Raw genomic sequence first — 12,291 nt, forward strand, 5'->3', positions numbered from 1 at the left:
CTACGCGCTTCGTTTTTAGTGTCAATCATTTTTTTAATTTAATTTCAAAATGTTGCTTCTAAAAACTGCTTACCGAATTTGCTTGAAAGCCTTATCCTGCAAGCTCTTCGCGGTGTCTGTCAGTGACGTTCCCCGTCGAAGTGGGGCGCATTATAGGGGGTTCAGTTAATAGATCAATGGTTATTTTCAAAAAACTGAAACATTTCGTTCGTTCGCTTAAATCTTGTACTTTCGCGCCTATAAAGCGAGCGATCAGAGGCGTATAGTAGCGTTATTACTATTTAAGAGAGCTTTATAATGCCTGTTAGAGAATACAATTCTATCTCCCCTTCTATTGCAGAACGCTGCTATGTAGATGAATCGAGTGTATTGGTTGGCGACATAACTATCGGTGTGGATTCCAGTGTCTGGCCCCTTGTTGCAGCCCGTGGCGATGTTAACTACATAAAAGTAGGTGTCAGAACGAATATTCAGGATGGTTCTGTTCTCCATGTTACCCGTAAGTCATCCGGCAACCCTGAGGGCAATCCTCTGATTATTGGTGATGATGTCACTGTTGGGCATAAATGCATGCTACATGGCTGCACCCTTGGTAATCGTATCCTTGTGGGTATGGGCGCGATAGTCATGGACGGTGCGGTTGTAGAAGATGATGTGTTTATTGGCGCTGGCACATTAGTGCCTCCAAATAAACGACTTGAGAGTGGTTATTTATATGTAGGCAACCCAATGGTGAAGAAACGCCCGCTCAAAGAAAGTGAACAAGCGTTTCTCAAAATATCAGCGGATAACTATGTGCGCCTTAAAGATGAGTATCTGGCGCAGGACTGAATAGGTGCAAATCTAAGGTCTCAGTTTCTCAATGACACCGGCGGTCTCCGGTGTCTTTCCTGTCCATATAGTGAATGCCGCTGCAGCCTGTTCCACCAGCATACCAAATCCGTCTTTCGCATTACGCGCGCCTTTCTCCTGTGCATATTGCATAAATGAAGTGGGATTAGCGCTGTATACCATGTCATAGGCAAGCTCACAGTGATCGAACAAGCCTTCGGTCACAACAGGAAGCTCACCGGTCAGACTAGCCGACGTACAGTTAATAATAATATCCGGCTGGTTAGTCTCTGCATCCTTAACGCTCACGGCGCAGAATCCATCCAGTTGAATATCCGAAACAATTGCTTCTGCTTTAGACAAGGTACGGTTTGTCATCATCAGTAATTCAGGCTCTGCTCTGAGGATTGGCTGCACCACACCACGGGCTGCCCCACCAGCGCCAATTAACAAAATACGCTTACCTTTTAACTCTGTAGCATTCAGTAAATCCGCCACCAGCCCCATGCCGTCGGTTGTATAACCAAATAGTGCATTCCCCTCACGATGAAGAGTATTTACTGCCTTAGCAGTTTTCGCTTCCGGATTACAGTTTGCTTCACTTAGCACAAACGCCTTTTCCTTAAAGGGAACCGTAACATTACAGCCCACCGCCAGTTCATCTGCGAAGAATGCGTCGACAGCTTGCTCAAAGCCATCTACTGGTGCCTCAATTTTGTCATAATGAATATCTTCACCGGTTAATTCTGCAAACATATGGTGGATGGCCGGTGATAAACTATGAGAAATTGGATTTCCGAATACAGCGAACTTTTTCATGGGCATTTTTAGCTTGTTAAATAAATCAAAGAAGAATACAGGATCCCCTGCCACACCTTATGAGGCGATTGGCGGAGAGGAAACAGTCAGATTAATTGCTAACCGATTCTATGACATCATGGAGCAAGATCCTATTGCTGAGGAGCTTCTCGCTATCCATCCGCAGCCACTAGATAAAATTCGCCATGTATTTTTTCTATATTTAACGATGTGGCTGGGCGGGCCAAATGAATTTGAAAAACAGTTTGGCCACCCACGTTTGCGCGCGCGTCACCTAGGCTTCCCGGTGACACCAACCCTTAAACGTCAGTGGATGTACTGCATGCGAAAAGCCATGCTACAAACGTTAGACAATATGGCTATTGCTGAGAAGCTACTCGACGCACTGGATCAGTTAGCTGAGCACATGATTAACCGCGAGGAATAAAAAAGCCCTCCAATTCAAGAGGGCAAAAGGCAAGTGCGAAAAACGCATGGAAAGCAAAAGCGAGTTATTAGAAAACGTAGCCCACTGATACGGTGTAAACCCAAGGGTCAATGTCAACGTCTACGCTGCCAGCTACACTAGCAACAGTGAAGTCGGCAGTAGTGTCAATAGCGATATAGCGGGCAGAGGCATTAATCAGCCATTTTTCATCAATTTTATAGTCGAAGCCTACCTGCGCAGACCAACCAAATGAATTGTCGAGATCTAGGTCAGAAAAGGTTTGCCCCTCACGATCGCCTGTAAAGTCTTCATCATAGATAAACGTGTAGTTTAAACCCGCACCAATGTAAGGAATAAAAGCTGAGTTGGTATCAAAGAAGTAAACAGCACTAATCGTTGGAGGTAGATGCGTAACTTCAGCAAGTTTACCGTCACCTAAACCGAGAGCATTATCTTCGGTACCAGTCAGTTCAACATCATGGGTAAACGGCGTTGCAGCCAAAATTTCTACGCCCCAGTTTGAATCCAGCATGTAAACCAGGTTTAAACCAAGCTGAGTATCGTTATCGACACCAACCCCCATACCAACATTGCCGCCTAGCGCGTTTACGTTAACATTGCTAGAATCGTCATTTGGCGCAACCGTAGTTACACCCGCGCGAACAATGATATCACCGGCTTCATAAGCCATGGCAGGAGCAGTAAGAGCAGTCAGAATAAGTGCTGCAAGGGTAGTTCTTTTCATGATTTTCTCTCGTGTATTAACGTTGATGTGCGTACTGTACGCCTCGGGAAAATCAGAATGTTGTTCTAGATCAACAGAAAAAATCTGTTTGAGAATGTGCCCGTTGAGGTTGATCTGAATCAACATCAACGAGTCATAGTGCTTTTAAAGAGAAAGCGAATTCACTGAGAACCAGTGGAGTGAATCATTACCAATCGGTGGGTTTAAGCCAGCTTGAGAGCTTGTCTTCAGGACTGCCAGGGGCTGGTTCAAAACCATACTCCCAACGAGCCAGCGGCGGCATCGACATAAGAATGGATTCAGTACGGCCGCCGGTTTGCAAACCAAACAGCGTGCCTCGGTCATACACCAGGTTGAACTCGACATAACGACCACGGCGATAAAGTTGAAACTGACGTTCCCGCTCGCCAAAAGACTGACCTTTACGACGCTCTACAATAGGCACATAAGCATCGAGGTAACTATTCCCTACAGACTGCATAAATGCGAAGCTTTTTTCGAAGCCCCATTCATTTAAGTCATCAAAGAACAAACCGCCGACACCACGGGTTTCATTGCGATGTTTCAGATAGAAGTAATCGTCGCACCATTTTTTATAATTCGGATAAACTTCATCGCCGTATGGCGCGCAACACTTTTTGGCCGTATCGTGCCAGTGCTGTGCATCTTCCTTAAATGGATAAAAAGGCGTGAGGTCGTATCCGCCACCAAACCACCAAATCGGCGCTTCGCCTTCTTTCTCTGCAATAAAGAAGCGCACATTAGCGTGGGATGTTGGAATGTAGGGGTTGTGTGGATGGATCACCAATGACACGCCCATAGCCTGAAAGCTTCGGCCAGCTAACTCTGGACGTGATGCTGTGGCGGAAGCTGGCATAGCATCACCAAACACATGGCTGAAATTAACACCGCCCTGCTCGATTACGCAGCCATTCTTCATTACTCTAGAACGGCCACCACCGCCCTGCTCTCTCTCCCAGGTGTCTTCTTCAAAAGAACCTTTTCCGTCAGCCAATTCCAGGGTCTGGCAAATATTATCTTGTAGAGAGAGTAAAAAAGCTTTTACTCGAGCGATGGCGTCAGCCGTATCCTCAATGTTCATGGTTTGCATATCTAGTCTCTGATTATCTGCCCGGTTTCGCAGTCACGAATCGTACTGGGACGGGTTTTAGCGCCGGTTTCGCCATCGATATAAATAACGCTATCAGCAAAATAAGCGCGCGCTTGCTGTTGATCTTGCGCAGGCGGCTCGCCGGAAGGATTGGCGCTGGTAGATACCAACGGCTTCCCCAAGCGCTCACAGAGCGCTTTAACCACCGGGTGATCAGTAACGCGAACGGCAATTTTTTCGTGTTCGCCCGTTATCCAACGAGGCGCGGTTTTCGATTTGGGTAGTAACCAGGTGTTGTGACCCGGCCAGGAGGAGAAGATTTCTGCTCTGCGATGAGGCGGCACGGCATTATCATTAACAAATGGCAGTAATCTTGAATACGAATCTGCGATCAGGATCATGCCTTTTTCAATTGGACGCTGTTTTAGCTGTAGCAGCTTATGTACTGCCATTTCGTTATCAGGGTCGCAGCCAATCCCCATTACTGCTTCTGTAGGGTAGACAATTAATACCCCCTTTTCGAACGCACCTTTCAGCGTATCGTTTTGTTGTTCGCTCATTCTTTGGACTCAGCCTGATAGTCACATAATGGTTGAGGGCAGCAGAGTGTTCCTTTCTTATCGATAAGCAATTCCCATCCACATTCTGGGCAGCTACCCGACACAGGCGGGAAATTTACCACATATCGACATTTGGGATAATGATTACAGGCGTAAAACCGCTTCCCATATTTATTTGTGCGTTCGATGATATGCCCGGTTTTACATTGTGGACATAAAACCTGTGTATCTTCCTGTTGCTTGATCGGCTCGATATGATGACACTCAGGGAAATTGGTGCAGCCGATAAACATACCATATCGCCCTTTCTTAATAGCCATCACATTTCCACATTCTGGACAGGCCGAGCCGGCAATTTCTTTTAGCGTTGTAGTTTGCTGATCGTGTAGAGGTTTACTGAAATGGCAATCAGGATAGGCAGTACAGCCAAGAAACGGGCCGTTTTTGCTGTTGCGAAGTTGCATACGACTGCCACATTCCGGGCAGTCGCCAAAGGCGTGCTCAAGCGCATGCTCGTGAGCACTAAAAAGGGAATGATCAATTTTTGACATAAAGAATGTCGGAAACGCTCCTACTTAATGTAGCGTACCGTCTGATTCCTCAAACAAAAGATCTTCCATTTGGGCGTACGCATTTTCTTTACCGGGTACATTGAATAACACCATCAATACTACCCACTTAAGATCTTCAAGGCAGAATTCAGGAGAATCGATTTCCATTACTCTGTCTATCACCATCTCACGCGTTGACGCGTCAAGCACACCAACCTGCTCTAAAAACAGCAGGAAGCCCTGACACTCAACATCAAGACGCATTTGCTCTTCTTGCGTATAAATGCGGCTCACGCCAGATGAGATCCCTTTACAAAAATACGGTTTAATATCCGTCTCTTGCAATGCGGCGAGTTTTTCTAACCAGGCCAACGCTTTGTAGATCTCATCGTGATGAAAACCAGCGCGTATTAACTCATCTGTCAGTTCGTCCTGATCGACGCGGATTTCCGTTTCGCTATGAATGAAATTCTCAAACAGATACATGAGGATGTCGAACATGGTTTATTTCCCCCTCAATTTGACGTAACCACCAGGAACAGCGGCTACGAGACCACGCAGCTCATATTCTAATAATGTTGCCATTACTACTGATATAGGCAGAGCGCTACGTTCGGCTATGATGTCAACGCCAGTAACATCTAACTCCACACTATCTAATAATTTATCGGTTGCCAAGTTTTGTTCTTTACTTTTTTGCTGCGATGTTTCGGGCAGACCATGCGCAGTACTGGCTTGCGGACTCAATTCTTCAATAATGTGTTCAGCCGATATAACCAGTTTAGCACCTTGCTGAATAAGTGCATGACACCCACTTGTTTGCGAGTTGCTGATATTACCTGGCACTGCGAACACATCACGCCCCATATTTGCGGCCAAATTCGCAGTTATCAAGGTGCCACTTTTCAACGACGCTTCTACAACCAATGTTCCTGCCGATACAGACGCAATCAGGCGGTTTCGCCGAGGGAAATGAAATCGTTTCGCCGGTGTACCGGGGAAAAACTCAGAGGCAATCAGACCTCCCCCTTCGACAATGTGCCTGGCAAGACTATGGTTACGCCGGGGATAGATGATGTCAGCACCTGTCCCCAAAAAGGCGATAGTTCTGCCTTCAAATGGCATTGCCCCCTTATGCGCCGCACTGTCGATACCGGTGGCTAAGCCACTGGTGATAGTGATACCAGCCTGCGCTAACTGTGTAGCAAACATCTCAGCGTGCTGTAGTCCAGAGAACGTTGCTCGTCGGCTACCAACAACGGCGATTTGTATATCAGATAATCTTGATACGTTGCCAACAGCAAAAAGTACCAACGGGGGCGATGACAACAACGAGAATCCGGTTGGCCAGTGCGCATGCTCACAGGTAAGAATATGGTGCTGCTCACTTTGCTCAAGCCAGTTAATAGCCTGATTTACCGCCTTTACATCGATATGTAGACGTAGGGTAGCCAATGCTGTTCTTACAGGCTCAGGAATAGCGTCAGACGATAACACTTGCTGATTAAACATGATGTCCTCTGCGCTCAGTGAGTATGCAGAAAGCATGCGGTGCCACTTTTGCGGCGACATTTTAGGAACGGTGGCCATGGCAAGCCATGCAGCGAGGGATGAATAATGGGAGGAAAAGTGCATGCCGTAACTCCTTGGTTACGGCATGGCTATTTAGTTAAGGGTTGGCGACAATCGCGCCGGTTTTCACCAGCTCCCTTGCGCGGGTAATAATACCGTAACTCGCTTTTTCAAAGGTTTTGAAGATAACAATTTCGCCAATTTTTATGCCTGGCTGATGCACCGTACTGCCATCGTTAAACACGCTGTAAAGCGCATTATTTTCGCCGGCATATTTGGGGGATTCACCATCAATGATGTCTGGCCCTTGTGCATAAAGCCCCATGACTGTGCCAGGCTGAACCTGTTCTGCGCCCAAGTCGACGATGACTACATCATCTTTTCCAAGCAATTCATGCTGATGCAGGTTACCCACCACGAACCCTCGCTGTTCAGGCTTCGCTGCCTGAAGCATGAGATCTTGTTTACCGGTAAACTCGCCATCGTATAGGCGGTCACCGCGGCGGGCTTCAAAATTAGATTTAGATACCTTAACGAGCCATTGAAACGGTACCGTGTCGTCAATCATATCGGCATCGGCGACGTGATAAACCTGGATGCCGAGGATATCGCCATTCAGGTTTTCAATAGTAGATTGTCTTCTCAGCACGCGATACTGATCGGAAGATCGGCCGTAGCTGCGACTAATCACGATATCATCTGTCACGAAACGGATATCACCCGTTTGGTTACCTAAAATGTGAGGCAGCTTTTCGTACACCTCTTCATCCAGCAATTCGTTCTGATTGATGTAAGGCGCAATCGCGGTCCAGGGCAACATGCCGATAGGATCTGGTTTATTCTGCTTTCTCAGTGATGGCCCGAGGGTTAAATGTTTCTTCTCCCGCTGTACAACAAGTACAGGCTGCCCGTCAACAATTCGGATAACCAGCACGTCGCCGGGGTAAATAAGATGAGGGTTTATGATTTGCGTGTTGTTGCGCCATAACTCTGGCCACAGCCAAGGCTTATCCAGAAAAAGACTCGCAATGTCCCACAACGTGTCGTGACGTTTTACGGTATAGGTTTGTGGTGCACCTTCTTTTAACGTCACCGCCTGGGCCAACCCCGACAAACAACCGACAAGCATACCTAGCAAGACTGCGGCAGTGGTTAAACGCTTCTTTATGAATCCTGTTTTCATGCTGGCACCAGCCACTCCTGTTGAAATTTTCGTCATTGCCTCTATATCGGCGGTGTAACGTATTTTTACAGTCCGAAACGCCTTATTACTTAGCTTTGATTGAAGCAGGCCTCTAGGACTAAAGCATAGCGCCAATGCATCAGGAAACAAAAAAATGCACGGCTGAACCCGTTATACGATAGAATAGTAACTTAAACGAATGTGTAAATAGCGCTGGCTATTGGATCGTATATAAATTCATACACGCAAGCGAAGTAGAACGACAGATGGCAATATTAGACGTTTTAAGTTTTCCCGACGAACGGTTACGCACTGTAGCGAAGCCGGTAAAGTCAGTTAATGATGAAATCAAACAACTTGTTTCGGACATGTTCGAAACCATGCGCGACGAGAAAGGCATTGGCCTGGCAGCAACGCAGGTAGATCGTCATGTTCAGGTGGTGGTGATGGATGTGTCTGAAGATCAGGACACGCCTCGGGTTTTCATTAATCCGGTTATCACCGAAAAAGACGGTTCCACGATCAGTGAAGAAGGCTGCTTATCGGTACCGGGCAATTACGCCAAGGTGGATCGCGCCGAGCGTGTTACCGTTAAGGCCCTCGATGCCGACGGCAAAGAATTTGAGCTTGAAGCTGATGGCCTGTTGGCTATTTGTATTCAGCACGAACTCGATCACCTGAAAGGTAAGCTGTTTATTGATTACCTCTCTCCTCTCAAGCGTCAGCGTATTCGTAAAAAGCTTGAGAAAGAAGCCCGACTGGCTGCGAAAGAAGCATAAGGTACGCTGTGACTTCACCACTACGAATTATCTTTGCAGGTACGCCTGAATTTGCTGCCGATCACTTATGTTCTTTGTTAAAAACAGAGCACGAAGTTATTGCCGCCTATACGCAACCCGATCGCCCGGCAGGACGTGGGAAAAAGCTCACTCCCAGCCCGGTAAAAGTGCTAGCGGAAGAAAGCCAAATTCCGGTTTTCCAACCGGCATCGCTTAAAAATGAAGAAGCGCAGGCAGAACTGGCTGCATTGAATGCCGATGTAATGGTAGTTGTGGCGTACGGTTTACTGCTACCTAAAGCCGTACTCGATATGCCGCGCTATGGTTGCATCAACGTTCACGGTTCTATTTTGCCCAAATGGCGAGGTGCTGCACCTATCCAACGTTCTATTTGGGCAGGCGATGACGAAGCCGGCGTTACCATCATGCAAATGGATGTGGGTTTGGATACCGGCGATATGCTGCATATTGCTAAACTCCCGATTGAAGCTTCAGACACCAGTGCCACTTTGTACAATAAATTGGCTGAGTTAGGTCCGGTTGCTTTGGTAGACGTACTTAATGATCTTGAGCGTTACCTTGGCGCTGCAGAAAAGCAAAATGACGACGAAGCCACCCATGCTAAGAAACTAAGCAAAGAAGAAGCGCTTATTGACTGGCAGGCAACGGCGGAACAGATTGAGCGGAATATTCGTGCGTTTAATCCCTGGCCGGTTGCATGGATGCAGTTAGGAAGCGACAACGTGAAGGTATGGTCTGCATCGGTTAGCGAAGCAACGTCAACACAAACGCCTGGCACCGTAGTCAAAGCGGATAAGCACGGTATTGTGGTTGCCACCGGCAGTAAAGATCTGCAAATCAATCAATTACAAATTCCGGGTAAAAAAGCCCTACCGGCGGCAGATGTTCTTAATGCTCGCCCTCAGTGGTTCGAAACCGGCAAGCCCATCGGCGGCAATTAAGTTATGACAATCCCCTTACCCCGTCAGAAAAACCTGCGCGCCGATACCGCGTGGGTTATTTATCAGATCCTCGAAAATGGTAAATCCAGTCGTGAATGCTTAGCAAAAGTACAGCGTCGATATCAGGGGAAAGATAACGCGTGGATTCAAGAAATGTCGCTGGGAGTGATGCGCCAGTTGCCTTTATTGCAAACTTGGTTACGTCAGCTGCTGGATAAACCGTTAAAAGGCAATAAGAAGGTGCTTGAACATCTGATTTTGCTTGGGCTGTATCAGATTGCATTTAGTCGTGTGTCGTCACATGCCGCTGTCAGTGAAACCGTCAACGCTGCTTCTTATCTTGGCGGCATGCAACTAAAAGGTTTAGTGAATGCCATCCTACGTAATTTCGAGCGACAGGCGCTGGCAACACAACCCGTAGAAGATCCTATCATCGCCAGTGGATTGCCCAAGTGGTTCTATAAACGTGTTGTTACGGCCTACCCTGATCACTACGAATCGGTTGTTGAACAAACCAATGCTCAAGCGCCTATCTGGCTTCGAGTGAATACCTGCCAGGTTTCACGTGAAACGTTTTGTGCAGCATTAACACAACAAGACATTGCGTTTTCGCTGTCAGAACAACACCCGCAGGCAGTGATACTGGTTAAGCGCCAGGATATTACCGCCCTTCCTGGCTATGAGAAAGGTTGGTTCGCCGTGCAAGACGGGGCGGCTCAATTGGCAGCGCAATATTTGGCACCACAGCCAAACGACCGAGTTTTGGATTGCTGTGCGGCGCCCGGTGGAAAAACCGGACATATTTTTGAGATCCAGCCTGCCGTTGGCTCTTGCCTCGCCATCGATAGCGATGCCATTCGTTTAGAGCGGGTTAAAGAAAACATGACTCGCCTACAGCACAAACCAGAAATAAAAACAGGTGATGCGCTTAGACCGGATCAATGGTGGGATGGCCAACTATTCGATCGTATTTTGCTTGATGCCCCCTGCTCTGCAACCGGAGTAATTCGTCGTCATCCAGATATACGCTGGTTACGTAAATCCACTGATATTGCAGCACTCGGCGCACTGCAGTCGGAAATTATGGATGTCATATGGTCATTGCTTAAACCCGGCGGCACACTGCTTTATGCCACCTGCTCCATACTGCCTGAAGAAAATCATCAGCAAGTTGCCGCGTTTTTAGCGCGCACTGAAGATGCAGAATTGTCTTCGCTTACTGAAACCGACTCCACCGAAAAACCTGGTCGCCAGATTTTACCTGGCGAGCAACAAATGGATGGTTTCTACTACGCGAGACTGATAAAGTCTTCTCACTAATAAGATAAAGAGTCTGAAATAAATCAATGAAAATCATCATTCTTGGCGCAGGACAGGTCGGTGGTACGCTGGCAGAAAACCTGGTTGGTGAAAAGAACGAGATAACCGTTATTGATTCAGACCCGACCATCTTACGAGCGCTACAAGACAGGCTCGATCTTCAGGTCGTTGAAGGCGTGGGTTCTCACCCAGATATTCTTAAAAAAGCCGGTGCCGAAGACGCAGACATGCTTATTGCTGTAACCAACAGCGATGAAAGCAACATGTTGGCTTGTCAGGTCGCTTACAGCCTGTTCAAGACCCCAACCAAAATTGCTCGCGTGCGTAGCGAGCAATACATTATTTATCAGGAACAACTGTATAAAGAGCAGAATATTCCTGTCGATCATATTATTGCGCCAGAGCAATTGGTTACCACGGCGATTAAACGCCTAATTGATTACCCTGGCGCACTGCAAGTTGTCGAATTTGCCGAAGGCAAAGCCAGTCTTGTTGCGGTAAAAGCCTATTATGGAGGTTTGCTCGTAGGTCATGCACTTTCAACATTAAAAGAGCACATGCCTAATGTGGAAACCCGGGTAGCCGCTATTTACCGACGTGGTCGCCCTATCCGCCCTCTAGGAACAACGGTTATAGAAGCCGACGATGAAGTGTTCTTCATTGCGGCTACAAAGCATATTCGCGCCGTAATGAGCGAGTTGCAGAAGCTGGAATCCAGTTATAAGCGTATCATGATAGCCGGTGGTGGCTTGATTGGCGCGGGCTTGGCAAAACGTCTTGAGCATAAGCACAACGTTAAACTTATTGAATTTAGTCCTGAGCGCGCGCAGTATCTTTCTGCGAACCTGGATAAAACCATCGTGTTCTGTGGTGATGCTTCTGATCCTGAGCTACTGAATGAAGAAAGTATCGATCAGGTAGATGCCTTCATAGCGGTTACCAACGACGATGAAGCGAATATCATGTCTGCGATGCTGGCCAAGCGAATGGGCGCGCAAAAAGCGATGGTGCTAATTCAGCGCAGCGCGTATGTTGATCTGGTTCAGGGCGGCGAGATTGATATCGCCTTTTCACCACAACAGGCAACGATTTCTGCACTGCTGACGCACATCCGTCGCGGTGACATTGTAAATGTATATTCTTTACGTAGAGGGGCCGCCGAAGCCATCGAGGCGATAGCCCACGGCGATGAGAATACGTCTAAGGTGGTCGGACGCGAAATTGGTAGTATCAAACTACCGCCCGGCACAACCATCGGCGCAATTGTTCGTGAAGACACGGTAATTATCGCTCACAGCGACACCAAAATTGAAGCCAATGACCATGTGATTCTGTTTCTGGTAGACAAGAAATACATCACCGACGTGGAAAAACTGTTCCAGCCTAGCGCTTTCTTCTTTGGCTAATTGATAACTTACAGATGAAGGCGAA

The 12,291-nt window shown here is 47.4% G+C and carries 14 protein-coding genes; 6 read left to right on the forward strand and 8 right to left on the reverse strand.

Going from position 1 to position 12,291, the window contains the following annotated elements:
• Nucleotides 1-297: 297 nt before the first annotated feature.
• Nucleotides 298-831 carry a gamma carbonic anhydrase family protein gene (locus ACXAFQ_RS04535; protein WP_474818427.1) on the forward strand — a complete coding sequence of 178 codons (534 nt, stop codon included), beginning with the start codon at nucleotides 298-300 and terminating at the stop codon, nucleotides 829-831.
• Nucleotides 832-843: 12 nt separating this feature from the next.
• Here ACXAFQ_RS04535 and aroE read toward each other — a convergent pair whose 3' ends face one another.
• Nucleotides 844-1,650 carry a shikimate dehydrogenase gene (gene aroE / locus ACXAFQ_RS04540; RefSeq protein ID WP_474818428.1) on the reverse strand — a complete coding sequence of 269 codons (807 nt, stop codon included), beginning with the start codon at nucleotides 1,648-1,650 and terminating at the stop codon, nucleotides 844-846.
• Between aroE and ACXAFQ_RS04545 the strand changes: the two genes are divergently transcribed.
• On the forward strand, nucleotides 1,649-2,077 hold the full coding sequence (locus ACXAFQ_RS04545) for a group II truncated hemoglobin (RefSeq protein ID WP_474818429.1): 429 nt from the start codon (nucleotides 1,649-1,651) through the stop codon (nucleotides 2,075-2,077). The genes aroE and ACXAFQ_RS04545 overlap by 2 nt on opposite strands.
• A 67-nt stretch (nucleotides 2,078-2,144) precedes the next feature.
• Here the strand turns inward: ACXAFQ_RS04545 and ACXAFQ_RS04550 are convergent, their stop codons facing one another.
• The 7 genes from ACXAFQ_RS04550 to ACXAFQ_RS04580 all read right to left on the reverse strand — a co-directional run bounded on the left by ACXAFQ_RS04550 (nucleotide 2,145) and on the right by ACXAFQ_RS04580 (nucleotide 7,799).
• Nucleotides 2,145-2,822, reverse strand: coding sequence for an OmpW family outer membrane protein (locus ACXAFQ_RS04550; RefSeq protein ID WP_474818430.1), 678 nt, complete (start codon nucleotides 2,820-2,822; stop codon nucleotides 2,145-2,147).
• Between the two features lie 187 nt (nucleotides 2,823-3,009).
• On the reverse strand, nucleotides 3,010-3,924 hold the full coding sequence (gene hemF / locus ACXAFQ_RS04555; protein ID WP_474819238.1) for an oxygen-dependent coproporphyrinogen oxidase: 915 nt from the start codon (nucleotides 3,922-3,924) through the stop codon (nucleotides 3,010-3,012).
• A gap of 11 nt (nucleotides 3,925-3,935) precedes the next feature.
• The gene (gene tsaC, locus ACXAFQ_RS04560; protein ID WP_474818431.1) at nucleotides 3,936-4,493 is read right to left on the reverse strand and encodes an L-threonylcarbamoyladenylate synthase type 1 TsaC; all 558 of its coding nucleotides are present in this window, start codon (nucleotides 4,491-4,493) and stop codon (nucleotides 3,936-3,938) included.
• Nucleotides 4,490-5,044: a DNA topoisomerase family protein gene (locus ACXAFQ_RS04565; RefSeq protein ID WP_474818433.1), complete on the reverse strand. Its 555-nt coding sequence runs from the start codon at nucleotides 5,042-5,044 to the stop codon at nucleotides 4,490-4,492. Before ACXAFQ_RS04565 ends, tsaC begins: the two co-directional genes overlap by 4 nt.
• Nucleotides 5,045-5,068: 24 nt before the next feature.
• Nucleotides 5,069-5,545: a DUF494 family protein gene (locus tag ACXAFQ_RS04570; RefSeq protein WP_070124301.1), complete on the reverse strand. Its 477-nt coding sequence runs from the start codon at nucleotides 5,543-5,545 to the stop codon at nucleotides 5,069-5,071.
• Between the two features lie 3 nt (nucleotides 5,546-5,548).
• Complete coding sequence (gene dprA / locus ACXAFQ_RS04575) at nucleotides 5,549-6,679, reverse strand: DNA-processing protein DprA (protein ID WP_474818434.1); 1,131 nt, start codon at nucleotides 6,677-6,679, stop codon at nucleotides 5,549-5,551.
• Nucleotides 6,680-6,713: 34 nt separating this feature from the next.
• Nucleotides 6,714-7,799, reverse strand: coding sequence for a LysM peptidoglycan-binding domain-containing protein (locus ACXAFQ_RS04580; RefSeq protein ID WP_474818436.1), 1,086 nt, complete (start codon nucleotides 7,797-7,799; stop codon nucleotides 6,714-6,716).
• Between the two features lie 266 nt (nucleotides 7,800-8,065).
• On the opposite strand from ACXAFQ_RS04580, the gene def reads away from it, so the two are divergent.
• Genes def through trkA form a run of 4 tightly spaced genes read left to right on the forward strand, consistent with a single transcriptional unit; the run spans nucleotide 8,066 to nucleotide 12,266 of the window.
• On the forward strand, nucleotides 8,066-8,578 hold the full coding sequence (gene def / locus ACXAFQ_RS04585) for a peptide deformylase (RefSeq protein ID WP_474818437.1): 513 nt from the start codon (nucleotides 8,066-8,068) through the stop codon (nucleotides 8,576-8,578).
• 8 nt (nucleotides 8,579-8,586) lie between these two features.
• Entirely contained in the window at nucleotides 8,587-9,540 is a 954-nt protein-coding gene (gene fmt, locus ACXAFQ_RS04590) for a methionyl-tRNA formyltransferase (protein ID WP_474818440.1), read from the forward strand.
• A gap of 3 nt (nucleotides 9,541-9,543) precedes the next feature.
• Nucleotides 9,544-10,860 (forward strand): 16S rRNA (cytosine(967)-C(5))-methyltransferase RsmB, encoded by a 1,317-nt coding sequence (rsmB, locus tag ACXAFQ_RS04595; RefSeq protein WP_474818442.1) that lies wholly within the window; start codon nucleotides 9,544-9,546, stop codon nucleotides 10,858-10,860.
• Nucleotides 10,861-10,886: 26 nt separating this feature from the next.
• Nucleotides 10,887-12,266, forward strand: a complete 1,380-nt coding sequence (gene trkA / locus ACXAFQ_RS04600; RefSeq protein ID WP_070124308.1) for a Trk system potassium transporter TrkA — start codon at nucleotides 10,887-10,889, stop codon at nucleotides 12,264-12,266.
• Nucleotides 12,267-12,291 lie beyond the last annotated feature (25 nt).

This window comes from Alteromonas sp. ABH2_165 (genome assembly GCF_056159945.1).

What these genes read in the sequence shown, in the direction of transcription:
- ACXAFQ_RS04535 (WP_474818427.1), top strand. Translation starts at nt 298, where the DNA reads ATGCCTGTTAGAGAATACAATTCTATCTCCCCTTCTATTGCAGAACGC.
- ACXAFQ_RS04545 (WP_474818429.1), top strand. Translation starts at nt 1,649, where the DNA reads ATGGGCATTTTTAGCTTGTTAAATAAATCAAAGAAGAATACAGGATCC.
- aroE (WP_474818428.1), bottom strand. Translation starts at nt 1,650, where the DNA reads ATGAAAAAGTTCGCTGTATTCGGAAATCCAATTTCTCATAGTTTATCA.
- ACXAFQ_RS04550 (WP_474818430.1), bottom strand. Translation starts at nt 2,822, where the DNA reads ATGAAAAGAACTACCCTTGCAGCACTTATTCTGACTGCTCTTACTGCT.
- hemF (WP_474819238.1), bottom strand. Translation starts at nt 3,924, where the DNA reads ATGAACATTGAGGATACGGCTGACGCCATCGCTCGAGTAAAAGCTTTT.
- tsaC (WP_474818431.1), bottom strand. Translation starts at nt 4,493, where the DNA reads ATGAGCGAACAACAAAACGATACGCTGAAAGGTGCGTTCGAAAAGGGG.
- ACXAFQ_RS04565 (WP_474818433.1), bottom strand. Translation starts at nt 5,044, where the DNA reads ATGTCAAAAATTGATCATTCCCTTTTTAGTGCTCACGAGCATGCGCTT.
- ACXAFQ_RS04570 (WP_070124301.1), bottom strand. Translation starts at nt 5,545, where the DNA reads ATGTTCGACATCCTCATGTATCTGTTTGAGAATTTCATTCATAGCGAA.
- dprA (WP_474818434.1), bottom strand. Translation starts at nt 6,679, where the DNA reads ATGCACTTTTCCTCCCATTATTCATCCCTCGCTGCATGGCTTGCCATG.
- ACXAFQ_RS04580 (WP_474818436.1), bottom strand. Translation starts at nt 7,799, where the DNA reads ATGAAAACAGGATTCATAAAGAAGCGTTTAACCACTGCCGCAGTCTTG.
- def (WP_474818437.1), top strand. Translation starts at nt 8,066, where the DNA reads ATGGCAATATTAGACGTTTTAAGTTTTCCCGACGAACGGTTACGCACT.
- rsmB (WP_474818442.1), top strand. Translation starts at nt 9,544, where the DNA reads ATGACAATCCCCTTACCCCGTCAGAAAAACCTGCGCGCCGATACCGCG.
- trkA (WP_070124308.1), top strand. Translation starts at nt 10,887, where the DNA reads ATGAAAATCATCATTCTTGGCGCAGGACAGGTCGGTGGTACGCTGGCA.